This is a genomic window from Catenovulum sp. SX2 (assembly GCF_052056295.1).
Classification (GTDB): Bacteria; Pseudomonadota; Gammaproteobacteria; order Enterobacterales; family Alteromonadaceae; genus Catenovulum.
Window position 1 is genome coordinate 3,190,066 of record NZ_CP182493.1, and the last position, 24,850, is coordinate 3,214,915.

Below are 24,850 nucleotides of genomic sequence, written 5' to 3' on the forward strand. Positions count from 1 at the left end.
ATTTATCTCAATATTCGCAGGTGTGATTATTCGGCAACTTTGTACATCAATTTACTGGGTACAATATCCAGTGCGTTATTCATTGAATAACCACGAAGTTTAGGGTTAACTAAACGTGCTTTGACATAGTGATACACAGGAATTATCGGCATATCTTCAGCTAATATGGCTTCGGCTTCTTTGTACGCTTGTAACCTATCTTGGCTAGACCTTGCTTGTAGGGCTCTATTTAATACAGCATCGTATTCTTCACTTTTATAGTGGTTGTCATTTGACGAATTATTCGACATCAACAAAGTTAAAAAGGTGGAAGGTTCGTTGTAATCACCACACCAGCCTGCGCGTGTAACTTGGTAAGAGCCAAAACGACGGGTATCCAGATAGGTCTTCCATTCTTCATTGATTAACGACACTCTAACGCCTAAAGCTTGTTTCCACAGTTGGCGTGCTGCAGTTGCGATTTTTTTATGATTTTCACTGGTGTTGTAAAGCAGTTCGAATTCCAAAGGGTTGTCTTCGTCGTATCCGGCTTCTTTTAATAAACGCCTTGCTTCAGCATTACGTTGTTCTTGCGTCCAGCTTGCATATTCGGGCAACTCTGCTGCCATATCTGCTGTTTTATCAGGGGTGAAATAATATGCAGGAGCTTCACCTTTACGTGTAATGTAATGCGTCAGGATATCGCGATCTAATGCGTAAGCTAAAGCTTTACGAACGCGCACATCGTCAAAAGGTGGGTTTGTTACGCGGATGCCATAATAATAGGTACACAAAAACGGTGTGATAGTTAAAGCCTCACTATGCTCTTTGGCAAGGCGGGGGAAATGTTCATTTGGTACTTCGTAGGTAATATCAATTTCACCGCTCAAAAAACGGTTCATTTCGGCAACTTGGTTCTCAATTGGCAAGTAGGTAACCGTTTGAATAACAGTCTTATCTGCATCCATATAGTTTGGATTTTTTTCTAGCACAATACGTTCGTTAACTATCCATTCTTTTAATTTGTATGCACCATTGCCGACATAATTGCCTGGTCGGGTCCATTTGCTACCAAACTTTTCAACGGTTGCTTTGTGGACAGGTTTCACTGGCGTGTGTACGAGCATTTTGGGGAAATAAGGTAGGGATTCGTTTAGTTTAACTTCTAAGGTAAAGTCATCAATTGCTTCTACCCCTAGGGTATCTGGACTTTTCTTTCCCTTTAGAATCTCAGCTGCGTTGAGCATAGTGGTCATTTCGATATACCAAGCATACGGTGACGCAGTATTTGGGTCAGCTAAGCGGCGCCAACTATAGACAAAATCATGCGCGGTAACTTGATCGCCATTTGACCATTGAGCATCTTTTCGTAGGTAAAATCTAAAGGTTTTATTGTCTTCAGTTGTCCAACGCTCTGCTATTAATGGAATTAAGTTACCTTCGTCATCTTCTGTCGTTAACCCTTCCATTAAGTCGTATAACACCATAGTGGCGGTTGAGCCTTCGACTTTGTGTGGATCTAAGGTGGCGACTTCGGCACCAGCTCCACGTACTAAGTGTTGCTCTTTGGCAAGTTTTGTCCCTTCTGGAACAGTCGCTGCGTTCAAGGATGAAAGGGGCATGGCCAATAGACTTAATAATACCCAGCGATGAACCCAGTTTAAGCGGTTGGTAAACATACTTGACCTTTGTTTTTATTAAACTTTTTATTTGTTCTAATGAGGTGAGTGACTTACCCCATAGTATTGGCAGAAAATACAGTTGAGGGCAAGTACCAAGGCGGTAAAAAATTAAATAACCAGTTGTAAAACTCCAAATAAGATAAACAGTCCACCAGCAACAAAGCGCGTCACATTTAACGGTAAACGTTCCATTAAATAACTGCCAAACCATATAACCGGCACGTTTGCTAACAACATACCTAAGGTGGTGCCTAAGGTGACTAACAATACATTCTGATATTCAACTGCAAGCAGTACAGTCGCAACTTGGGTTTTATCACCAAGCTCGGCAATAAAAAATAAAACTAGGGTAACAACAAAGGCACCATATTTATCTAATTTGCTGCTTTGTTCTTCGTCTTTATCCGGAATAAATAGCCATAGGCCAAGTAAAATAAAGCTAGACGAGAGAATTATTTGCCCTGTACCACTTTGTACATATTGGCTAGCCCACTGGCCTAAGTATGCGGAAGCTGCATGGTTAAGTATGGTTGCAACTAATAAACCTGCGACTATAGACCATTTGTTTTTGAATTTGGCTGCTAAAAATAAAGAGAGTAGTTGGGTTTTATCGCCTATTTCGGCAAGTGTAACTGCAAGGGTTGAGAAGAAAAAAGTTTCCATAAAATAACTCAGGTGGGAAGCTAAAACCAAGGCAAACAATAACCTCCCACCTATGGGGCTATTATTTACCTCAGGTCTTGCCAATACTGTGTTCAGTATGAAATTGCCATAAGCCATTGAGGGCTTAAGTATGTTGACAATTTCGCTTGTTGATTTTTACAAAAATCTAAGCAGGCTACTCCCCTAAGACTTCGCCATTATAAATGACTCATCATCAACATACAATGTTTGAATCGAGCAGTCTCGTTATTCCAGAGTGTGCTTAATAGCACTGTGTTATACAGCGATGCTCAATCGCTGATTGTTCTATGCAATATAAGTTCAAGCTGGTTGCGAGGTATTTCTCAAAACCGCTGCAAGGCCATCCATGGCCCGCTCTCAAACGGTATCCCTACCGATTGGAAGTTTTGAGAAACACACTCCCAATCATCTTTCACCAGTTTTATATTGCTGCGTGATTTAAGTTTGGCCAATTTACCCTGAAATTTGGCAGTGATGCTATCTCGCGGAAATGCAACCACGTTGTTGAGGACTATGATTAGATTTACCTAAGCAGAACGTCGTTTTCAGGGATGAAAAGGAGAGCGTACATGGAAGTATTTACAGCGATTCTGCGTGGTAAATGTAATTGCAGGCCGATTATATTGCAGTGACCGACAGCGATTTTAGAAAATGATGCTTCGAGTGTGCTTAATTGCACTGCGTTATACAGCGCCACCAATCATCGTTCACCAGTTCGATGTTGCTGCTTAATTGCACAATTCTTGATTAATATGGCTTTGGATCCAGCTTATCCTCACCATGTGGCTGGTTTATCGTCGCTTCACTTGCAACCAGCGGATTCTCCAACCTAAACCAATAAGCTAATATCACATTAGTAAAATACACCACCCAAAAGGCAAAAACAGTATCACTCAAAAAGTGGCCTCCTTTAGCAATTCGGGTAAAGCTGACCAAAATACCAATGGCTAAACCAAGATAAAATGCATTTTTGCGTCTAAATAACCAAGCTAAACCAATAAAATAAAAACCAACCGCGGCGTGTCCACTAACAAAAGAACAGTTGGTTTGGCAATAACCAGAATACACAAATGCAGGGGTAAATTGTGCATCCCCGCCATACTGCTCAATGTGCACTGGCCGTGCTCGGCCAACCGAGTTGTTTTTTAAAACTTCGTTTACTATTAAACCTGGCCCAACAATAAGCGAAGCTAATAAAAAGGCACAAACGTATTTTTTATGCCGTTTGCTGTGGCATCTTTTGCGGTAGCGTAGGTAACAGAATATCGAAAACAAAATAAGCAGTGGTAATAAAACAACTTGGGGTTTGGCGAATAGTTGATAAATGCCATCAACTAACCAATGTTCAGCAAGATAAAAATTTTGCTGAACGCTATCGTAAAACCAGTTAGATACAATTAAGTCTATTTGTGGAAAGATCACAAAAATAAGCGCAAGCAGTAAACAAGCTAATGTATCTTTACGCAGCAATATTTGCTTTGCGCTTATTTCATTCATTCATTGCTCTCCTGCTTGAATCCGCCAACTTGGTAAAGGCGTACCTCGCGGTCAAAGTTTTTATAAACTTTAACCTTTTGTTGTTTAATTAATTTGACTGATTGAAAGTGCGTTTGTAATTCGTGTTTTGTCCAATCTTGTGTCACAAAAAAATACTCGTTTGCAGGCTGTTTTGCAATGGCGTATTTTAATTCGTAATGATCGCCTATGTGTTCACTGCCATCTAAATGTGCGCCCTGAAAGTCTTGGTTGGTTAGGTAATAACCAAAATAAGCCAGCAGTTTTCGTGAATCGCTGGCAAGTTTCATTTGTGGATTTTGCTGAAAATCAGCGTCAAATTGGCTAACTAATTCCGGCCACTTTAAGATGCGTTTGTACGGATCATTATGTTGAGTTCGCTCAACACCAATAAGCTGAGTAAAACCATTAAAATGGTAAAAAGCCAGCATCAAGAATAGGTTTATAGCGACAGCACTGGCGACCACAAGTTGTTTAATTCGCTTGTTTGATTGCCACATTTGTGCAAAATAAAAACCCGCCAACAAACTCGCGCCGACAAAAGCAGCTGCTGCCCAGTTCATGTTGGCGCGGGCGGTTAAAGCTTGTAGCGAAATAACAAGCAAAGTTGGTAAAAATAAACACCAGAGCAGTTTGACTGAATCTTTAGTTTGTTGATTTTGTTCAGCTTCTTGCGAGGATTTTTTCTTCAATCCACAAACTATTAGAATAATTAAGGCGATTGGACCAAAAACAATCAGTTGCAGTGCCAAAAATTCAAACATGCGAGCAAAACTTAGCGTGTTCTCAGCGTGTTTGGATATTTCAGATGTATGCTGAAAGCTAATAAAGTCGTGGTGATAATTCCAAATTAAATTGGGTACTAAAATACTGATGGCTAATGCACAGGCTAGCCAAAATCGACTATTGGTTAAAATTGCCCGGCCACTTTGGCTGATAATTGCATACAACAAAAAGGTCACTGGCAATAAAATAAAAGTGTATTTTGACAATAAACCACAACCACCTAGTACGCCAGCTAACAACCAGTATTGCCATGCGTTGCTGCTTTGTGCGCGTAAAAATGCGTAAAAAGCTGCAGCCCAGAAAAATAGTTGCGGCGCGTCAGTGGTGACAAATAATGAGTTGAGACTGACCAAAGGCATAATCATAAACATCAGCCCAGCCCAAAAACCAGCTTTGTCGTTAAATAGGTGTTTGTTTATTGCAAAACATAAGAGTGCTGTTGCAGCGTACAATACTGGCGCAGAGAGTTTTACCGCCCATTCGGCCATACCAAAAATTGCAGTGGTTGTGGCAATTAACCAAGCAACCATAGGTGGCTTAGAGTAATAACCCCAATCTAAATTTTGTGCCCATGATAAATAATAGGCTTCGTCATAAAACAAAGTAATCGGCGTATTGATAGTTACTGCAATACGGTAGGCAAATACGCAGCTAACAATAAGCAATAACCATTGCCATGCGCTTCGTTTATTTGAGTGTGCGTTTATTTGCATTAAGCTCTGCCTTGAACAAATTTAAAGTTTTTTGCGTGGACGAAAATAAAGTAGCTGATCGCAAATAATATAACTGCACTGATATAAGGGTGGCCTAATGGGTATCCACCATTGTGCTCAATGACTTTATAACTCGCGTAAATAGGAAAAACTAACAGGATAGCTTGGCTATATTTGTGTTCACCCAGTTGATATCTGGTTGCTATTTTATACCCGAGCAGTGAGCAGAGTAAACCAATGGCCGCACCAACCATGACATCTATCGGCCAGTGTGCACCGACCATAATTCGGCTTAAACCTGCAAGTACTAACAACCCAGCTAAAGCGTAACTAACCCAATTTTTGCGAATAAACAGCATAAATAAACCAACCCATACAGCTGCTGTCATTGTATGGCCTGATGGAAAACTGCCCATTTCTAGCAGTCTGCCTATTTGTACATAACTGTCTTCTGGTAAAACTGAAAAAGGTCGGTCGATTGGCATGCCACGTTTAAAACTTTGCGCAATTATCGTCGCGGGTATGGTGGCAATCAGCGCAGCTGGCAATAACTGTTTATGCTGCGATATTAAAAATAAGGTGAGCGCGACTGCAACATGGGTATCGCCAAACAATGTGATAACCGACCAAAAAGTAGCAGGAAAATAGCTGCTGGTTGAATTTATAAGCGTAAAACCAAAATGATAGCCTGCAATTACAAATTTGCTGGCTGCTAACCCAAGCAATACGAATGCAAACAGGCAAACAAAATGTTCAGTATTATTTAACTTCACTTGAGCCAACTTCATAGTTTGTATCCTTTTGTGCAAGTTTGTTGCCGGCTATTTGGGCTAATACAATGCCACCTTGCTGATAGAAGATATCAACTGCTTCAGCACCAAACTTTTCTTCTAATTGGCTAATGCGATCTGCCCGAGTGTATACATAATCGCCAGCTGTGACTTCGCGACGGTGGGTTATTTGCTCTCGATAGACACTAAAACTAGGCATGTGCATTTTATACGCAACAAATTCTTGTTTGATCTCTTTGGCAAATAGCGCCGCTTGTTTAATTGGTTGTTGTTGAATTTGTGCAATTGCTGGCAGTAAAACAAGGTAACAAAATACGCTTTGGCAAAAAGCAAAACTCACCAATTTTTGCCATGATTTGGCTGGCAAAATAATCAGTGTTAGCAGCAGCAAGCTAAGTAGTATGCTGTTAAATAAGTAGCTGTTGTTAAATACTTTATCTGCATTCGCCAACATTTGTTGTTGGTAGTGATTATTGTTATTGGCTAAATCGGGCGCTATGTAAATTAATACAAATTGAATTAAGCAAAACAGCATAGGAAAAAGCAATTGCCACTTACCGGCCAGCAGACTATTGCGGTATTTCGCCATTAATATAATCACGGGTGTTACACCGTATAAAACATAGTGGGGCAGCTGAGTTTGCGAAAACGAAACTAATATAAACACTACAACAAACCATATGACCAGTAGTCGGTCGAGTGGATCTTTAATTAAACTTTTACTCAAGCTGATTTGTTTAAATAAGCCACCACTAAATGGCAGTAAAATCAGTGGCAATACGTAGATGTAGTAATACCATTGGCCTCCATGGCCTTCTTTAGTGTCGGTAAAGCGTTTTAGATTATGCTCAACTAAAAATCCATGGAAAAACCCACTGCCTTGTTCCAGCCACACCATATATAACCAGGGTGATACAACCGCGAGTAAAATTAACCAACCAACCGGATTAAAAATGGCTTTTAGCCAGAGATTAAATTGTTTATTCGAGACAAACCAAATTAAGCTGGCTGCACCAGGTATGGCGATGGCAACTGGGCCTTTGGTTAATACGCCCAAACTCAACCATAACCAAGCGCGATAACAATGCCATTTATTTTGTGACTGTGCGTAGCGGTAAATATCAAAAAATGTCAGGGCAATAAATAAGTTAAGCAAAGCATCAGCAGTTGCGGCGCGACCAATTAAGGTGATCCATAAAGTAGAACTGAATATCAAGGTGGCAACAAACGCGCTTTTGCGGCTAATAAATTGTTGGCAAAAATAAAATATCGCGGCAGCCCACAGCAGTGCGCTGATCACTGAATGCATACGCAAAGCAAATTCATTTAAACCAAAGGCTTTTACAAATAAAGCCTGAAACCAGTAGGTTAAGATAGGTTTGTCGTATCTTGGTTGGCCATCTAAATAGGTCGCCGACCATATACCTGAGGTGAGCATTTCACGGGTGGCTTCTGAAAATGCGCCTTCATCCACATCAAATAAAGGCACTCCCCACACATTTAAGATAAATCCAACAGCTAAGAATATTGCAAGTGTAGTTGGCTGATAAAATAGCCGACTAAGGTTTTGTTTGGTTAACGTCATGGTTTATTTGCCAAGATTTATCCGTTTCCTGCTCGCAGATATTGCGCACAACAAAATTTTTGCCTTTGTTGTTTTGAAAGAAAATTCGAGTCAGCATTTCCGCCACGACACCCGTGGTGATAAATTGTAATGCCATCACTAACATGAGTATGGCAACTGATAACATTGGACGATGACCAATGTCTTCTCCGAAAATAAATTTTACCGCTAATAACCAAGTCATGAGCAGTGCACCAACTGCGCCTGTGAATAGACCGATTGAGCCGAAAAAATGCCCTGGACGTGCTTTGTAGCGCAAAAAGAAGAAAACGGACAGTAGGTCAATAATTACTCTAAATGTTCGGCTAATGCCGTATTTTGACTCACCAAACTGGCGGGCGTGATGGGTCACAACAGTTTCACCAATTCTATGTGGTGCGGTAACACCCGCAACCCACACAGGAATGAATCTGTGCATTTCACCAAATAATCGAACTTGTTTGAGCACATTAGCACGGTATATTTTTAAGCTACAGCCATAGTCATGTAACTTAACGCCAGTAATACGAGCGATAAGTTTGTTGGCTATGCGTGATGGTAATTTGCGTTTTAATGCGGCATCTTGGCGGTTTTTACGCCAGCCTTGTAATAAATCTAAATCACGTTCGAGCAATTCATCAACCATACGTGGAATATCGTTTGGATCGTTTTGTAAATCACCATCTAGGGTTGCAATTAAATTGCCGCGTGCTGCATCTATACCTGCTTGCATCGCCGCTGTTTGGCCAAAATTTCTTTGCAATTCGATAATTCTTACATGTTGACCAAAAGTCTGTTGAGCTTGTTTGAGTGCTGTTAACGTGCCGTCTGGGCTACCGTCATCAACACATATTACTTCCCATGGGGCGGTATAATTGGCGAGTCCTTGATGAATGCGCTCAAGCATAAGTTGTGCGTTTTCTTGTTCTTTGTACATAGGAATGACAATAGATAAACTTTTTGGATGACTTGCTGGCATATCTCTGTTTTCTCAATTTAGTTGCAGCAAGGCTAACCTTGCTGGCTTAAAAATTTATGACATCTGTGTGTTACTTTTGTTTAAAACACAGTGCGACCGGTATGCTTAATAGGGTTACTACCAGTACGTAAATATGTAGATTGACCGCGGCAGATAAAACTTGCTGTTGATTTATGCCTAGTGGCACAAGCGCTGCTAGAATGGCTGCTTCAAAAGTACCACTGCCTGCAATGCCATGTATGGGTAATATACTGCTTAAGTCAGCGCTGATAACTGCAAATAATGCTTGTGCCGATGGCAGCGGGATAAAAAACTGTAAAATTAAACATAAAGCCGACAGTTTAACTAGCCAAATCAATGCTGTGAGTAGGTATATTCGAGCTATAAATTTAGGTGTTAGCTCGGCATGTTCTTTTATTTGTACAAGTTTTTGTTTGATTTTTTCCGGTGCCACTTTGTGCAGATTAGCCCAGCAATTAGGCAGCATCAAAGGAACTAGTATAAGAGGGATGAGTAACCACAATGCATGTTGGCTGATTTGTTGGCTAGCAATAACCACAAGCAGAACTAATAACCAGTGTAAATCCATCAGTCGAATAACCAATAAACCTGCGGTGCTTTTTAGCAGTGGAAATGCAAAACTTTGCTTCATAAATAGTGGAAAAGATGCTTCACCAAGGCGCATGGGTAAAAAGTTGTTGAGTGCGTTGTGGAGTAAATTAATGCGAATATATGGGGAAAATGGGTGTTTAATTTGTTGGCCAAAATAACAGTATACACGCCATGCTCTTAACCAGTAGCTGATAAAAGTAACCAGCGTAAGTAAAACTAGCTGGCTGAGTGAGACGTTTTGCCATTGCGAAAATACACTTTTCCAGCCTATGTATAGCTCTATTCCGTAGATAACAGCGATAAATATACTGGTGGCGATTATCCAGCGTAAGGTTTTATTCCAATCCATGCTCGACCATTATTGTTGTTAGTTGGCTAATGGTTAGCTTACGGATTAAATGTTACAAAGTAAATTTGTCTACGAAAGATAAAGAAGCGCTAGGCTGGTTCGAAGCATAATTTTCTACAAGTGTCGCGAGACAAGGCTAAAAAAGAAGAACAAAGCGCAAATGTGTCGTCAGGGCAGTGCAATGCAAAGGAAAGTACTAGAGCATAACTTTCGCAAAAGAGATTTTGCTCTAAGTTATTGCCCTAGTACTTTCCTCGAATCCATATCGCTACTAGCGATTAAAACCAACGTGCTGATGTAAGCGAACCGACATAGTTTCAGCTTTGTGTTGATAGTTCAATTTACCAGCAAAGCTGCGCATCGCAGAATGTACTTGGTTTAAGAATTTGCCGTAACCATAACTCGACATATCATTTTTCGCAGCCACAAAAACAAACTGTACTGAGTCAACTAAGCGACGGCGTGAGTAGTGCGCTGAAAAACTATTGTCAGGGGCATTTTCATTAAAGTCGATAGTTTGCAATTCACCATTTTCAGAGATTACCGTGTCGCGCTTGCTACGAACCACAGGTACTAAACCATTGGCTATCATAATGCCTTGGTCGATACCATTTTGTTTGGCACACTCAATAAATTGTTTTTCTAAGCTGGTGTATAAATCTTCATACGGGCATTGCGCTTGTTTATCAATATCAAACAAAGCTTGGATGCGTTTGGTTAATGGCATATCAACAACAGCATATGTTTGTTGATCAAATTCACCTTCTAATGCTACATCATGTGCTTTGAATCGATTTTCGATAGAACGTAATTTATGCGCTTGTGTACCTTCAACACCCTTTTCTTTAGCGAATAAATCGTAGGTTAAATGCTGGTGGTCGCATAAACGAATGCTACCTGCATCTAGTTCTAATAAACGACTAAACTCAGCAACTGCTTTTTCTACTTTAGAATGGAATTTAGCTGAGTTATGACGAATTTCTTCACCGCTTGCTAAGAATAGCAATTTGAGTTTGCGTACACGCTTTTTACTATCAACAAAAGCTTTGTGGCCTGAGTGATATTTAGGGTTGTATAAAAAGATAATTTGTTGGTCTGTCTGTGCGGTGATTTTTTCAGGGCTGTAACGCACACGGATAAATTTGTCGTTAGCAACAAACTGGCCACTTTCGATGTCGTGTTTGTCACACACATCAAAAAATAGATTTGCCAAAGTTTGATAGAAATCGTGGTAAGGCTGTTCGCTACCTGAATCAATTTGCTCGGCGAATTTTGCCAACAAAGCATCTGGCAATTCAAACTTAGCTAACAAATACTGATTTTCGCGGGCGTTAGACGGAATATAAACTTTGTGCTGAGCACTTCTATCACGAGTTATGGGCATTTTTCGTACCTTTTATATATGCGGTTGTTCTTGTAATTTTACAATAAATAACATTGTTATAACTTTACTGCAAATCTAAATCTTAATCGTTTTTTGCTCAAGGCTACTTTGCATCGCCAATTCAATTATTTTTATCGACTTCAATGCGTCGGCAGCATCAACAGGTGGTTGAGCATTTTCGCTTATGGCTAAGTTCAGTTGTTGAAAAAATGCTTGGTAGCCGCCTAACTCAGTTGGAAACTGTGCGCTGCTGTCATCTTTATACAAAATTCCATAACTTTTTTCGGTTTCAGCCGCCCACTGAGCGCAACTGGGCGTAGCTCCTGCTTTTAATCTATCTTCTTGTGGGTCTAAACCGAATTTTTCGTAATTGGCTTTATCGCCTTGTACTTTGTAGCGCAAATTTGGCCCAGCACAATGCAAACTAGCTTGTAAATTGGCAAGCATGCCAGCGTAGTGCAATGTAATACTAAAGTAGTCAATATTGTTTGATTTAGCTCTGGTTTTTTCGCAAATCGCTGTGATTTTGTCTGGCCAACCAAATAAGCTTAAACATTGGTCAATTAGGTGCGGGCCTAAATCAAACAAAATGCCGCCACCTTCGCTTGCTTGCTCACGCCAGCGATCTCGTACGACAGGACGGAATCGGTCAAAATGGCTTTCAAAGTATTTTATGTCGCCAAGTGTTTGTTGCTCGATTAATTTTTTTACCGTTAAAAAGTCGCCATCCCAACGTCTGTTGTGGTAGACAGTTAAGACTTTTTGTTGTTTTTCAGCTAACTCAATTAAACTTTGGCCCTGAGCGCTATTGGTTACAAAAGGTTTTTCAATGACCACATGTTTGTTGTGCTCTAGCGCCAATTTAGCTAACTCGAAGTGCACATCGTTCGGTGCAGTTATCACTATTAACTCTACGTTTGAATCGGTAATGAGCGCTTTTGCACTTGCGTATACTTGTGCTTGTGGCAGCTTTTCTTTTACTTGTTCTGGTTTTGAGCTTGAAACTGCGGTAACGGCAAATCCATTATCTTGGGTTAAAAAAGGCAGGTGAAAAGTTTGTGCGGAAAACCCAAATCCTATGAGTCCTGTGTTAATTATTTTATTTGCTTGCATTTTTCCTCCATTGGGGTGGCTTATCTGCCAGCTTTGATAAATACTAGTATATATCTAAGCGTCTTGAAATCTAACTCATTTAGGCTGCTTAGATATATAAGTCATTGCAGTTTATGGCTTCAATACCTTGTTTATTTTCAGAAGGATTTTTCATGTCAGATAAACGCCAACAAGCCCTAGATTATCATCAGTTCCCAGTGCCGGGAAAAATTAGCGTTGAACTTACTAAACCAGCTGAAACCGCCCATGATTTGGCTTTAGCCTACAGCCCAGGTGTTGCTGAGCCAGTTAGAGAAATTGCGGCTAATCCAGACGAAGCCTACAAGTATACAGCCAAGGGTAATTTGGTTGCAGTGATCTCCAATGGTTCGGCCATATTAGGTTTGGGTAACTTAGGCCCGTTGGCTTCAAAACCTGTAATGGAAGGCAAGGCACTGTTATTTAAAAAGTTTGCCGGCCTTGATGCGATTGACATTGAAGTTAAACACAGAACAACCGAAGAGTTTATTCAAACGGTTGCGAGTATAGCGGACACTTTTGGAGGCATTAATTTAGAAGATATTAAAGCACCTGAGTGTTTTGAAATTGAGCGAGCTTTAGTTGAAAAATGTAATGTACCTGTATTTCATGATGACCAGCATGGTACTGCTATTGTTACAGCTGCTGGAATGTTGAATGCGCTGGAAATACAGGGCAAAGATATTCGCGAAGTGATTATTGTGTGTATGGGCGCAGGTGCTGCCGCTGTTGCCTGTATGGAGTTGCTGATTAAATGTGGTGCGCAGCGTGAACGCATTTATATGTTAGATAGAAAAGGTGTTATTCATACACGCCGCGAAGATTTAACTGAGCATAAGAAGTTATTTGCGAATAATACTGATAGACGTACGTTGGAAGATGCTTTGACTGGTGCTGATGTATTTGTTGGTGTGTCTGGCCCTGATGTATTGCCACCCGAAGCATTGGATTTAATGAACGAAAACCCTGTTGTGTTTGCTTGTTCTAATCCAGATCCTGAAATTAAACCTGAGCTTGCTTTAGCACAGCGTAGCGACATTATTATGGCGACCGGCCGTTCTGACTATCCCAACCAGGTAAATAACGTGTTGTGTTTCCCATTTATTTTTAGAGGTGCATTAGATGTACGCGCAACTGATATAAATGATGAAATGAAAGTGGCCGCTGTTCATGCAATTCGTGAACTGGCTAAAGAGCCTGTGCCTGAGAGTGTAATTAAAGCCAGTGGAGGCCAAGATTTAATTTTTGGCCGTGAGTATATTATTCCTAAACCTATGGATCCTCGTTTGTTGGAGCGTGTTGCTAAAGCGGTTGCTGTAGCGGCCGTTGAATCGGGTGTTGCACAAATTGAGTTGCCAGAGCGTTATTTACAACCTGCCTGATAATTGCTTTTGGCCGCAGTTATGCGAAAATTGCGGCCAAAATTCATCCAAAAGCTCTACAAAGGAATAAATAATGAAACTTAGACTAATTGGATTAGCGTGTTGCGCATTTATATTTTTAAGTGGTTGCGCTAGTAACATTCAATCTACCCGTATTAATGACAAAAAACCACTACCTCAAGGTCATGGTATTGTTGCTGTACAAGTTATCAATAATACCGACAGGCTTGCTCCCTTGCATCAAGATTGGACAAACATATATGCGGTACGGATTGATAATCGAGAAGCTTTGAAACAGGCGGCAATTGAAAAAGCTAAGGCTAAAGCAAAACAGTATGGTAAGAAATTTGACGAGAGTAAGGTGGATTGGGATCTAGATGTATACGAAATGTACCCAGCATCTGAAGGTGTTATTAATAGCCAACTATTTGTAGGCAGTATGCCTGCGGGGGAATACCTAATCTCCAGTCTTTATAGTTATTACAGTGATGGCCAGATGAGCTCTTGGATTTCCATGCCAGTTGGCTACAACGCTGGAACTTTTGAGGTTGGCAGTAAACAGATTACCGGATTAGGTACTATTGCTTTTCAGCCATTATTGAGTATTAAATCACCTTCGTTTTGGAATATGTCTTCGTCCAAAAAAGCTTTCGTTGTTCGTTTATCTGAGCGTCAATATTTAGAACGTTTTGTTGTGCAAGAGTATCCGAATATTTCCAAAAGCTTAAATCAAAGCAAAGTGTTAGGTTGGAAAGAGGATATCTTGGAGTCGATTCGAGAAAAAATTGGCTCAATGGCTCGCAAAAACGCTTATGGAGAGCAAGTTATCTCGTTAAGCAATACGTTAGGGCATGCAGCGATAGCAGCTAAATTTGGTCAGTTGCGTGTGTTAGATAATGAAGGCAGCTGGCAGCAATTTGACTTACCAACCAATGCTCAGCTGTCAGCTACTGTGGAAATTGACAATAAAATTTATGTTGCGGGTGAGCGTGGTCAAGTTTTTGTTAGCGACGATAAAGGACAAAACTGGCAAAGCTTTAACCCTGTATCTACACAAGAAGCTATCATGTGGTTGGGTTACCGCGATGACAAAGGTTATGCAGTGACTAGTTCGAGTAAAGCTCATAAGGTTTATCAGTTTAGCGAAATCAGCCAAGCTTGGAAGAAAGTTGGTGAGTTTAAACGTGTTCCAGGTGCAAGCTTTTGGGTGCAAAATGGGGGAATGTTTCCATTTTTTAATCAATTAGGGCAACTGAATATAATTAATGATACCAAGTTACATGCGTATGATTTTAATTCTGGTAAATGGGCAATGAGCAAAACGAAGGCACTTAAGAAGTTTGCCCAAATGGCAGATGGTAGCTTGCTTGGAATAGAGGTGAGTCAATGGGATGGTTATGGTGACCAAGTGTTTAGTTTAGATGAAGGCAAGAGCTGGAATACGGTTTCGCGCAGTTTACGTTGGGGTGATGTTAAATCGGAAACTAGTTTGCCTGCTGTTTTACCAAACGAGTTATTTGTGACTGTCGGGCGAATTAAAAAATCAAATGACCGTAGTTTAAAGATATTATCAGCTCCATTTTCTGAGATTACTAAAGAGCAAGTAACTTGGAAAACACATGGCTTAGTTAAAGAAAGTTGTGCCACATTGTTACCAAGTCTAACGCTTAACGACACTTTGTATTTTCAATGCGATCAAGGGCAGGTTGTTAGTACTCGTGATTTAGGTGAGACATGGGATACGGTTGTTGACATCGACATCGCTAGGTTGCAGAACGAGTACGACAATTTGCTAATAGCTATCAAGTTAATGGCTGAAAAGAAACAAGCAGAGAGTCAGGCCAAAAAGACAGAGAGTGACCCTGAGCAGCGCGAAGCTGCAAAGGACATTTAATTTTTTGTTTTTAGCGAGCGCTGTGTTTCATCACGCGCTCTTTTTGGCGTTCCCAGTCGCGGTCTTTAATATCATCACGCTTATCATGCGACTTCTTACCTTTAGCTAGGTGAATGGCAAGTTTTACCCAGCATTTGCTCCAGTACATAGCGGTGGCAACAATAGAATAACCTTCACGTTCACGCGCACCGATTAACCTATCAATTTCACGACGTTTCAACAATAGGCGACGTTGACGGGTTGGGTCGGCAATAACATGAGTTGATGCGGTATTTAATGGCTGAATAGTGGCGTTTAATAAAAAAGCTTCGCCATCTTTTAAATGGATATAACAGTCAGAAATATTCACCTTACCTTCGCGAATACTCTTAACTTCCCAGCCTTGTAACTCAAGCCCAGCTTCTAACTTGTCTTCTAAAAAGAATTCGTGTCGAGCTTTTTTATTTTGCGCTATCGTGTTTGATGGAGCGCTTTTCTTTTTACCTTTTGCCATAAATCCTAACTTGCCTATGTCACATGAACGCCAAACTGACGGGCTATTATACTCAAGCCTGTTGAAAATGCGAGAATTCCACGACTTAGAAATACTAAGTAAAATGGCCAATTTTATGCTAGCATGCGCGCTCAAATTTGAAAGGGGAGTGAGGATGCCTAAAATCCACCGCCATGCTCTAGTCATGCATAGCGCAGAGCAAATGTACAACTTGGTTAATGATGTTAAAGCGTATCCAGAATTCGTACCGGATTGTTTAGGGGTAAAATTACTTGAGCAGTCAGAAAACGAATTAAAAGCGTCGTTACAAATTGGCAAGGCGGGTATTGGCAAATGGTTCACCACTCACAATACAATGGTGAAAAACCACTCGGTTAAAATTGAATTGGTTGATGGCCCGTTTAAAAAATTAACCGGCTTGTGGCAATTTCAAAGTTTAGATGTTGATGCATGCAAAGTTGTGCTTGATCTGGAATTTGAATTTTCCACAAAATTGATTGAAGCCGCGTTTGGCAGTGTATTTAACCATATGGCGAACCAGATGGTTAAAGCCTTTACCACGCGTGCGAGTCAGGTTTACGCCTAATGAACGAACATTTATTTAAGATAGAGATTGCTTATGCATTGCCAACAGTACAAAGTTTATTGGTGGTGCATGTTGCTGAGGGTGCGACAATTCAAGATTGCATTGAGCAATCTGGCATTTTGTTAAAGCATCCAGAGGTTGATTTAAAAACTAACAAAGTTGGGATTTGGAGTCGAACTCGAAAACTTACCGAGCAAGTTGAAGATGGTGACAGAATTGAAATCTATCGCCCTTTAATTGCTGATCCAAAAGATGTTCGCCGTCGTCGCGCTGAAAAAGCTAAAGAAGAAGGTCGAGCAAATAAAATTACTGGCGGACGTCCTTAAACGCCAGATCTTTCACATATATTGATAGTTAATTACAGAGATACTCATGTTTAATTTAATTAATTCAAACCAGAGTAATGTAAAAAATGACGTTTTATCAGGTGTTACCGTAGCCCTTGCTTTGGTGCCTGAAGCGGTTGCTTTTGCATTTGTTGCTGGTGTCGAACCTATGGTTGGTTTGTACGCTGCGTTTATGATGGGGTTATTAACCTCTATTTTTGGTGGTCGACCAGGTATGATTTCTGGTGCTACTGGTGCAACTGCGGTTGTTATGGTTGGTTTAGTGGCAGTGTATGGTGTGCAATACTTGTTTGCCGCTGTAGTACTTGCCGGTATTCTGCAAATTCTTGCTGGGATATTTAAGCTAGGTAAGTTTATTCGAATTGTTCCCCATCCAGTTATGCTCGGCTTCGTAAATGGTTTAGCAATTGTGATTTTCTTGGCACAGCTGAGCCAGTTTAAATCACCGGATGAGCTTGGTCATTGGCAGTGGATCCAAGGTGAAAACTTAACCTTGATGCTTGGTCTAGTTGCTTTAACTATGGCGATAGTGCACTTTTTACCTAAATTAACCACAGCTGTACCATCTGGTTTAGTGGCTATTATTGTAGTGTCTGGCATTGTTATTGGTATGGATTTAGACACGCGCAATGTTATCGACTTTGTTCGTGAAATGTTGCCAGCAGAGCAAGCTGCAGATGCGTCATTAAAAGGTGAGCTACCTTCGTTTGCTATCCCTATGGTGCCTTTTACTTGGGAAACTTTAGTGATTATTTTCCCAACCGCTTTAGTTATTGCGGCAATTGGTTTAATTGAATCATTGTTAACTTTGACTTTGATTGATGAAATTACCAACACGCGTGGCCAAGGTAACCGTGAATGTATTGGTCAAGGTATTGCGAATACCACCAATGGTTTCTTTGGTGGTATGGGTGGCTGTGCCATGATTGGTCAAAGTATGATTAACATCAACTCAGGTGGCCGCGGTCGTTTGTCTGGTATTACTGCTGCGTTAGTTTTACTTGGTTTTATTTTGTTTGCCGCAGAATTAATTGAAATGATCCCGTTGGCTGCTTTGGTTGGCATCATGTTTATGGTGGTACTTGGCACATTTGAATGGTCGTCATTTAGAATTATGCGCAAAGTACCAGCGTCAGATGCCTTCATTATTGTGCTCGTATCAGGTGTTACAGTTGCGTTTGACCTTGCAATTGCGGTTGTGGTTGGTGTGATTGTGTCTGCACTTGTATTTGCGTGGAAACATGCAAAACACATTCAAGCCAATACCTATATTGATGACAAAGGTTACAAAGTTTACGAGCTTCGTGGGCCGATTTTCTTTGCATCTGTCTCTAGCTTTAAAGAGTTATTTACGCCTGAAGATGATCCAGAGCACGTGGTAATCGAATTCCAACGTTCTCGCGTAAGTGATCACTCTGGTATTGAAGCTTTGGATGGTTTGGCAGAAAAATATCAAGCTTTAGGCAAAAAACTGCATTTACGTCATTTAAGCCCTGAATGTCGACAGTTGTTGAGCCGTGCTGATGATTTATGCGAAGTGAATATTATGGAAGATCCTGACTATCACGTAGCAAGTGACAAGTTAGGCTAAGTTAAACGCTTGAATAGCGTAAAAAATAGAGGCCGATATTCGGCCTCTTAATCAATACCTATCTGCACTTAAGCTTCTATGGTATTGCGTTCAGGGAAGATTCCAGTTCAAACTAGTTTTGCGTTTTTTCAACCGTTTTGTTGGTTAACGCAACAACTTCAATCGACAAATCTTTTGGATTCATCTTCATCATAGCTAAAGCCATTGGTTGATTAAAATTGGCGGCATCTTGTTCGATTAGCGCAATTTCTTGTTTAAGCTGAGCATTATTACTTATAGTATTAGCAATACATTCAGCATTTTGTTGCAAAGTGGTTTTATCTACACAATCGTAGATGTTAGTTTTCAGTTGGGCATTGGCGGTAAATGATGCTGCTGCCGCTGACAAAGTTACCACTAGCGCACATAGTTTTTTGTTCATAAGACCCATCCTGCTTGTTTAAGGTTTTGTATATACATAATGGGCTAAACTCGCTGAATTTACTAATTTTTAACAATTGTTTTTTATACGAAAAATTAATGACCGTAAATATAAGTTTACAAATTTTAGGTGGGGTGAGTCTAATATGAATATTTTGACATTTAACTGTCACAATTGTTTTGAGCTCGCAAATACTGCATAAGGAAATGGTTGAAGCATGATTTTTAATAAACTGATTTCTATTGTTCAACGCCACATACATCAATTTACTTGGCCTTTATTAGTTGTGTTGGTGATGGGGCACTTTATTTTAACTTGGCTAGGCTTATTCATTACCAATGAAGTCGATTTAGCCAACTGGTTGGTTTATCCCTACTATTATGTTGTGACAACCAGCACAGTAGGCTATGGCGATTATAGTCCTGTCACGGATGGTGGACGCATTTGGGTTTGGTTATTTCAAATTCCTATCGGACTTGCGCTATTTGGCGCATTTTTAGGTAAAGCAGGGCAGTCGATTGCACTATATATGAGGAGAAAAATAATGGGTACAGGCAAGTTTGAACATTTAACTAATCATATTGTGTTGGTGGGTTATCATGAGCAAGTCACACCTAAAGTGGTTGAGCAAATTCTAGCTGATAAACATAGGCAAGGGCGTAAGATACTCTTGTGTGATAAATATCAAACTGAACATCCATTACAAGAATATATGGAGTGGCTTGAATACGCCCGAGTATCGAGTTACACCTTAGATAATGAGTTGCGACGAATTGCGCTGAACCGTGCGGACAAAGTGATTATTTATGCAAATGGTGATGATCAAACCTTAACGACAGCGCTAAAATTAAGCAAAGTAGTCAAAGCGGATTGCCATATTACTGCATGGTTTAACGATGAATCGAAAGTGGAGCTGTTACGAGAGCATTGTCCAAATATTGAATGTTTTAGTTCAAAAGTCGCCGAGTCGCTAGTTCGCTCGATGCAAGACCCTGGTGCGAGCAGAGTGCAAGAGCAGTTGTTGTCTGGCCTATTTGGTGATACTCAATACGCTCTGCAACTGCCGACGAATTTGCCTAAGTCATTTAGTTATGGACAATTATTCAGCGCTTTTAAACTTAAGCATGATGCCACGTTATTAGCTATAGCTAAAGAGCGTAACGGTAATAGATTAGAAGTGAACCCTGAGTTAACCGCTATTATTAACCCAGGTGATTATTTACATTATATTGGCAACAACAGAATAGATGTTGCCGACATCGATTGGCATGGATTCTACGAATCTTGATTTGATTTAGTTGTTTGGTTTTTTTGTTCCATTTGTCGCTGTTTTTCTTTAATTTGTTCGCCAAAACAGTAGAGTAAACCAGCGATAGCACCTGCCAAATGTGCTTCAACCGCGACATCGGCTTGGATCATAGAAGCTGTTGATGCACTCGCACCATACAATTGTTCGTAGATCACTTTGGCAAATACACCTAGGAGCAATAAATATCCTGTTTTATCTTGGTGCTGAATATCTTTAATTGCACCCCAAACGATTAAGCCATGCAACACGCCTGAAAAGCCTGAATAAATATTGATGTCGGTAAAAAAGTATACATAAGCTGTAATTAAACAGGCATTCATTATCACTACACTAAATACTTTACGTGCTTGGTAAAATTTACCGTGTAGTGCCCACAAAGCGATAAAAGCGGCTGTATTCATTAGGTAATGATTCCAGTTGGTGTGGATAAAATGCCCAGTAATGATGCGCCAGCTTTGTTGATTTTGTAGTTCAGTGTAGTTGTAACGCAACCAAGTTTGCGCTTGTTCAGGAATAAGCATCATCAAAGTAAAAATTATTATGAAGATGGCGACAATAGGTAATTGTTTCCAGGGTAGGTTTTGAATAAATTGGCGCATAATAAGTAGTTAATAAATGTTGATGCGCTGCATTATAAAGGAAAAATTTATTGAGGAGAAAGGCTGCTAGATAGCAGCCTTAGTTGTTTTTTGTTACAGCGTTTTATTGCGGCCCGAACGCAACCATAATACCGTTTTCTGTTGAACCTTCGCTTGCATCTAACAAATCTTTGCCTAGCTTGAAGCGTTTTAGTGCGTCTGAATAGTTATTGGTTTCAGCAACGTCAAAAGGGATAAATAACAACATACCCATCTTGTCGTCTAAACTCATCAATTTTGATAATGCATCGAGGTTGATATGATTTGTCATTGGCATGGTGACAATTGCTGCGTGCGAAAATTCCCCATTGTCGTTATTGTACGTAGCGACGATTTCCATAAAATCAAAATCTTGCAAGTTATCACCACTTAATAATATCTCTTGGTTGGTCAATTCAACATCTAGTGACGAATTACTCGGCTGCAGTGGAATGCTGGTGGGGGCTAAGTCGGCACTGGTATAGTTCTGAAAATTACCTACCCAAGTCGGATTTAAGTAAGCTAAGTCAGACGTGTTGTTGTTGAAACCTTGTAATGCAGCAGACGTTTCGTTGCGATAATTGAATTGAACGACATCGTAATCAGCTTCAGCAACGAAGTGATACGCATCGTTTGCATATTGTACATGCGCATAACTATGATTGTTTACATCATAATAGTTTGTTTGAAAGTGAGCCAAGGTTAGGTTTTGGTCAGAAACCATTGGGGATAGTGACTGGAGTTGTTTGTCTAAGGTAACGGATGTATCTGAGGTAATGGAACCTGCGGCATAGTAACTGTACATACCGATAGTAGGGGCTGAGATAATGACAGGATCGTCTGCGCATATTTCTACATTATACAGCCATTCGCCAGGGTTACTACCTGCAGACCCAGTTTGAGTTCCAAACTTAGTTGAAAAAGTCAGGTTGTTGATATCTGTTATATTTACTTCATTGACTGTTACTGAGTATGTGGGACAACCACAGGTTACTGCACTATCGCCCCTAATGGTGAGCGTATATGTCTCATCGCTGAGCAAGTCTGTATAGGTTCGTGTATCTACGCCTGTTTCATAGGCCAATGTATAAGTGTCACCAGGCACATCTATTTCTATAGTATTGGCGTCACCGTCGTGTGTGTAAGTAAATTCATCAAATACTGCACCTGTGTCGTCATAAATTGTGATTGGTACATCAGTAGCCGAAAAATTTCCGCACACATCTTTGAATTCAGCGAAGTTTAAATAGGTTGTGAAATCTGTACTGTCATCTTCATCGATCTGAACTTCTATATTACAAGCCGAGAGTGCTAAGGTAGCTGCTAAAGCAGTTAAATAATGGTGTTTCAATTGCATCGTCCTTCACCTTTTAGTTGTTAAAATTTGATCCTAAGCGCGTTAAGATTAAGCTATAAACATAGTTGAGTGCTTAAGGATTGCCAAATGATAGTTTTTGCATACGTATGCAATTTAGTGTTTAAACGCTTTTTTACTTATTTATCTGTTTGTTTTTTAGTTACTTTTTTATCGTCTTGCAGCTCTAGTTCTAGCTCTAAAATTGAAGTTACTGCTATTGAAGCTAGAGATCCTGAAGCTGCAACTGGATTAAAAGCCAAAAACTTAGTGACAAGCGAGCACGCAATGGTAGTTGCGGCTAACCCATATGCAGTTGAAGCTGGCTTAAAAGTGTTAAAATTGGGTGGCAGTGCTTTTGATGCGGCTATTGCCGTACAAATGGTTTTGACACTAGTTGAGCCGCAATCATCTGGCATTGGTGGTGGTGCATTTATTTTGCATTGGGATGAAGAAAAGCAAAAACTGACCGGATTGGATGGGCGCGAAACAGCGCCTAGTCAAGCAACCAGTGAATTGTTTTTTGAAAACGGCAAGCCAGTGAGTTGGCACCAAGCCGTGGTTGGTGGCCGCAGTGTGGGAGTGCCTGGGGTTATTGCTGCGCTTGAACTGGGGCATAAACAATACGGTAAACTACCTTGGAAAATATTGTTTAAATCAGCCATTGAATTATCTGAACAAGGTTTTGTGGTATCACCTAGGCTAGCTAGTTTGCTCGACAAGAAGTTAAATCCTGGGGTAAAAACCTTGCCTGCCAGTCGAGAATATTTCTACCCTAAAGGCCAAGCTTTACAAGCAGGGGCTGTAAAAACCAACCCAGAGTTAGCTGCGAGCTTACGACTAATTTCCCAGCAAGGTGCGCAAGGCTTTTACCAAGGCCAGTTAGCCAGCGACATAGCTAATGCTGTGCAGAACAGTAAAACTGCCCCCGGATTATTATCGTTAACAGATTTAGCCAGTTATCGAGCCAAGTGGCGCGAACCTATTTGTCAGCCATATCACAGTTATAAAGTGTGTGGTTTTGCACCACCAACATCAGGCGGAACGACAGTTTTATCTACGCTCAAATTATTAGAGCCGCTTCACTTAGCTGACTATGAGGTTAATTCAGCGCAAGCTTTGCATTTGCTCACGCAAGCTTGGCGATTGTCGTTTGCTGACAGAAATCACTACCTAGCAGATCCTGACTTCGTTGATGTACCGCTTGATGAGTTATTTTCGGATAGCTACTTAAACAAACGTCGCCAGCAAATCGATCAAAATAAAGATATGGGACTCGTTGAAGCTGGGTTGTTTGCCGTTTATTCTGGAATTTCTTATCAGCAACCAAGTACTACACACATCAGTATTGTTGATCAGTGGGGCAATGCCGTGTCTATGACCAGCAGTATTGAAATGGCTTTTGGCTCAGCTGTTATGGTCGGAGGTTTCTTATTAAATAATCAACTTACCGATTTTGCTTTCACTGCGGAAAAATCTGGTCAGCTGATTGCTAATCGAGTTGAAGCAAATAAACGTCCGCGCAGCTCTATGGCGCCGACTATTGTGTTTGACCAGCAAAATAACTTTAAAGGTGCGTTAGGCTCACCTGGTGGCGCGCGCATTATTAATTATGTTAGCCAAACCTTAATTGGCTTGATTGATTGGCAATTAGATATTCAATCTGCGATTGATTTGCCAAAAATTACTAATTTAAACGGCTCTACAGCAGTTGAGGCTGGTACTAGTTTAGTTGAGCAAGCGGCTTATTTTTCGGGGTTAGGCCACGAGGTGGTGGTGCGTGATTTAAATAGTGGCCTACATGGTATATGGGTTGAAGGTGGTAAATTAACTGGCGGGGCTGATCCGCGGCGTGAAGGGGTAGCTATGGGGTATTAGGATGTGCAAGGATGGTCAAGTTTGTTTTTAGCTATAACTCAATTGGTTGGAAAATGCTGGGGCAATAACTTAGAGCAAAATTTCTTTTTTATGGGCGAATGAAGACCGAAGCACCGCTTCGCAGCTGAATGAGGTGGAGTCATGGAAGACGACAGGGTCTCGCATTCATGGATGAATAGTCGCCTCTAAACACAGCGGTTTTGCGAAAGTTATGCGCCAGAAGTTTCCGAGTATAGCACTTGATTTCAAGCTATTAGTGGAATGCCGCTAGCACCAAAGCCCAGAAAATTTATTATCTATAAACATCCGCTTTTAGTTTATCTACCAACCATTTGCCTTGTTGTTTAACCATAACAACATATTTAATGTCGCGGTGGCGGTTGCCATCATAGGTGCCATCTAACATCAGCGACACTGTGGCATTTTTAGCGCTAGCTGGAATTAAAGAACGACCCATTTGTGCTTTGTCTTCTTCAATTTGTACTGAATCATAACGGCGATTAAATAAAACACTCTGTACTCTTTTAGCACTGTGGTAAGACTCTAAAATACGCCCATATTGAGGGGTTGCTAATTTAACTGCGGCGTTTAAATCATCTTGATTATAAATAGCTTCGAAAAATGCGATTGCGGCTGGGCCTGGTTGTTCGTTTTCTGGTGCTTTGTCGCCACAAGCGGTTAACAATAAAGTCAAAGCAATTAAAGTAGAGATAGGAAAAAAGTTGGGTTTTAACATAGCATCCAAAGCTTATTTTTTAAGTACCATAACC

At 40.6% G+C, this 24,850-nt stretch carries 22 protein-coding genes and 1 riboswitch; of the genes, 7 read left to right on the forward strand and 15 right to left on the reverse strand.

What is annotated here, in order from left to right; translation table 11 throughout:
- Positions 1-26: 26 nt before the first annotated feature.
- From ACMZOO_RS13275 to ACMZOO_RS13320, 10 genes are all read right to left on the reverse strand, one after another.
- Positions 27-1,658 carry an ABC transporter substrate-binding protein gene (locus ACMZOO_RS13275; protein WP_440903816.1) on the reverse strand — a complete coding sequence of 544 codons (1,632 nt, stop codon included), beginning with the start codon at positions 1,656-1,658 and terminating at the stop codon, positions 27-29.
- A 111-nt stretch (positions 1,659-1,769) separates the two neighbouring features.
- Positions 1,770-2,324 carry a TMEM165/GDT1 family protein gene (locus ACMZOO_RS13280; RefSeq protein ID WP_440903817.1) on the reverse strand — a complete coding sequence of 185 codons (555 nt, stop codon included), beginning with the start codon at positions 2,322-2,324 and terminating at the stop codon, positions 1,770-1,772.
- A gap of 82 nt (positions 2,325-2,406) precedes the next feature.
- Positions 2,407-2,525, reverse strand: a riboswitch (yybP-ykoY riboswitch).
- A gap of 567 nt (positions 2,526-3,092) precedes the next feature.
- Complete coding sequence (locus ACMZOO_RS13285; protein WP_440903818.1) at positions 3,093-3,842, reverse strand: phosphatase PAP2 family protein; 750 nt, start codon at positions 3,840-3,842, stop codon at positions 3,093-3,095.
- Positions 3,839-5,359, reverse strand: coding sequence for an ArnT family glycosyltransferase (locus ACMZOO_RS13290; protein WP_440903819.1), 1,521 nt, complete (start codon positions 5,357-5,359; stop codon positions 3,839-3,841). Before ACMZOO_RS13290 ends, ACMZOO_RS13285 begins: the two co-directional genes overlap by 4 nt.
- On the reverse strand, positions 5,359-6,147 hold the full coding sequence (locus tag ACMZOO_RS13295) for a phosphatase PAP2 family protein (RefSeq protein ID WP_440903820.1): 789 nt from the start codon (positions 6,145-6,147) through the stop codon (positions 5,359-5,361). The genes ACMZOO_RS13290 and ACMZOO_RS13295 overlap by 1 nt, the downstream gene beginning before the upstream one ends.
- Positions 6,119-7,735: an ArnT family glycosyltransferase gene (locus ACMZOO_RS13300; protein WP_440903821.1), complete on the reverse strand. Its 1,617-nt coding sequence runs from the start codon at positions 7,733-7,735 to the stop codon at positions 6,119-6,121. Before ACMZOO_RS13300 ends, ACMZOO_RS13295 begins: the two co-directional genes overlap by 29 nt.
- Positions 7,710-8,732, reverse strand: a complete 1,023-nt coding sequence (locus tag ACMZOO_RS13305; protein WP_440903822.1) for a glycosyltransferase family 2 protein — start codon at positions 8,730-8,732, stop codon at positions 7,710-7,712. The genes ACMZOO_RS13300 and ACMZOO_RS13305 overlap by 26 nt, the downstream gene beginning before the upstream one ends.
- Positions 8,733-8,802: 70 nt before the next feature.
- Positions 8,803-9,693, reverse strand: coding sequence for a lysylphosphatidylglycerol synthase transmembrane domain-containing protein (locus tag ACMZOO_RS13310; RefSeq protein ID WP_440903823.1), 891 nt, complete (start codon positions 9,691-9,693; stop codon positions 8,803-8,805).
- A gap of 271 nt (positions 9,694-9,964) precedes the next feature.
- Positions 9,965-11,077 (reverse strand): DUF3083 family protein, encoded by a 1,113-nt coding sequence (locus ACMZOO_RS13315; RefSeq protein ID WP_016954047.1) that lies wholly within the window; start codon positions 11,075-11,077, stop codon positions 9,965-9,967.
- 75 nt (positions 11,078-11,152) lie between these two features.
- The gene (locus ACMZOO_RS13320; RefSeq protein ID WP_440903824.1) at positions 11,153-12,190 is read right to left on the reverse strand and encodes an oxidoreductase; all 1,038 of its coding nucleotides are present in this window, start codon (positions 12,188-12,190) and stop codon (positions 11,153-11,155) included.
- 152 nt (positions 12,191-12,342) lie between these two features.
- Here ACMZOO_RS13320 and ACMZOO_RS13325 point away from each other — a divergent pair, with 152 nt between their 5' ends.
- Both ACMZOO_RS13325 and ACMZOO_RS13330 read left to right on the forward strand, forming a co-directional pair.
- Positions 12,343-13,590, forward strand: a complete 1,248-nt coding sequence (locus ACMZOO_RS13325; RefSeq protein ID WP_440903825.1) for a malic enzyme-like NAD(P)-binding protein — start codon at positions 12,343-12,345, stop codon at positions 13,588-13,590.
- Between the two features lie 73 nt (positions 13,591-13,663).
- Positions 13,664-15,484, forward strand: a complete 1,821-nt coding sequence (locus tag ACMZOO_RS13330; RefSeq protein ID WP_440903826.1) for a hypothetical protein — start codon at positions 13,664-13,666, stop codon at positions 15,482-15,484.
- 10 nt (positions 15,485-15,494) lie between these two features.
- Here the strand turns inward: ACMZOO_RS13330 and smpB are convergent, their stop codons facing one another.
- Complete coding sequence (gene smpB / locus ACMZOO_RS13335; RefSeq protein WP_440903827.1) at positions 15,495-15,977, reverse strand: SsrA-binding protein SmpB; 483 nt, start codon at positions 15,975-15,977, stop codon at positions 15,495-15,497.
- A gap of 154 nt (positions 15,978-16,131) precedes the next feature.
- On the opposite strand from smpB, the gene ACMZOO_RS13340 reads away from it, so the two are divergent.
- The 3 genes from ACMZOO_RS13340 to ACMZOO_RS13350 are packed head-to-tail and all read left to right on the forward strand — an operon-like array spanning position 16,132 to position 18,501.
- Complete coding sequence (locus ACMZOO_RS13340) at positions 16,132-16,563, forward strand: type II toxin-antitoxin system RatA family toxin (RefSeq protein WP_440903828.1); 432 nt, start codon at positions 16,132-16,134, stop codon at positions 16,561-16,563.
- Entirely contained in the window at positions 16,563-16,889 is a 327-nt protein-coding gene (locus ACMZOO_RS13345) for an RnfH family protein (protein ID WP_440903829.1), read from the forward strand. The genes ACMZOO_RS13340 and ACMZOO_RS13345 overlap by 1 nt, the downstream gene beginning before the upstream one ends.
- Positions 16,890-16,935: 46 nt before the next feature.
- Complete coding sequence (locus tag ACMZOO_RS13350) at positions 16,936-18,501, forward strand: SulP family inorganic anion transporter (RefSeq protein WP_440903830.1); 1,566 nt, start codon at positions 16,936-16,938, stop codon at positions 18,499-18,501.
- A gap of 112 nt (positions 18,502-18,613) precedes the next feature.
- Here the strand turns inward: ACMZOO_RS13350 and ACMZOO_RS13355 are convergent, their stop codons facing one another.
- On the reverse strand, positions 18,614-18,922 hold the full coding sequence (locus tag ACMZOO_RS13355) for a hypothetical protein (RefSeq protein ID WP_440903831.1): 309 nt from the start codon (positions 18,920-18,922) through the stop codon (positions 18,614-18,616).
- 217 nt (positions 18,923-19,139) lie between these two features.
- On the opposite strand from ACMZOO_RS13355, the gene ACMZOO_RS13360 reads away from it, so the two are divergent.
- Positions 19,140-20,210 (forward strand): potassium channel family protein, encoded by a 1,071-nt coding sequence (locus ACMZOO_RS13360; protein WP_440903832.1) that lies wholly within the window; start codon positions 19,140-19,142, stop codon positions 20,208-20,210.
- Here the strand turns inward: ACMZOO_RS13360 and rrtA are convergent.
- Together rrtA and ACMZOO_RS13370 are read right to left on the reverse strand one after the other, a co-directional pair.
- The gene (gene rrtA / locus ACMZOO_RS13365; RefSeq protein ID WP_440903833.1) at positions 20,198-20,830 is read right to left on the reverse strand and encodes a rhombosortase; all 633 of its coding nucleotides are present in this window, start codon (positions 20,828-20,830) and stop codon (positions 20,198-20,200) included. The two genes, ACMZOO_RS13360 and rrtA, sit on opposite strands and share 13 nt — an antisense overlap.
- 103 nt (positions 20,831-20,933) lie before the next feature.
- Complete coding sequence (locus tag ACMZOO_RS13370) at positions 20,934-22,205, reverse strand: hypothetical protein (RefSeq protein WP_440903834.1); 1,272 nt, start codon at positions 22,203-22,205, stop codon at positions 20,934-20,936.
- An 87-nt stretch (positions 22,206-22,292) separates the two neighbouring features.
- Here ACMZOO_RS13370 and ggt point away from each other — a divergent pair, with 87 nt between their 5' ends.
- Complete coding sequence (ggt, locus tag ACMZOO_RS13375) at positions 22,293-24,080, forward strand: gamma-glutamyltransferase (RefSeq protein ID WP_440903835.1); 1,788 nt, start codon at positions 22,293-22,295, stop codon at positions 24,078-24,080.
- Positions 24,081-24,372: 292 nt separating this feature from the next.
- Here ggt and ACMZOO_RS13380 read toward each other — a convergent pair whose 3' ends face one another.
- On the reverse strand, positions 24,373-24,816 hold the full coding sequence (locus tag ACMZOO_RS13380) for a hypothetical protein (protein WP_440903836.1): 444 nt from the start codon (positions 24,814-24,816) through the stop codon (positions 24,373-24,375).
- Between the last annotated feature and the right edge of the window lie 34 nt (positions 24,817-24,850).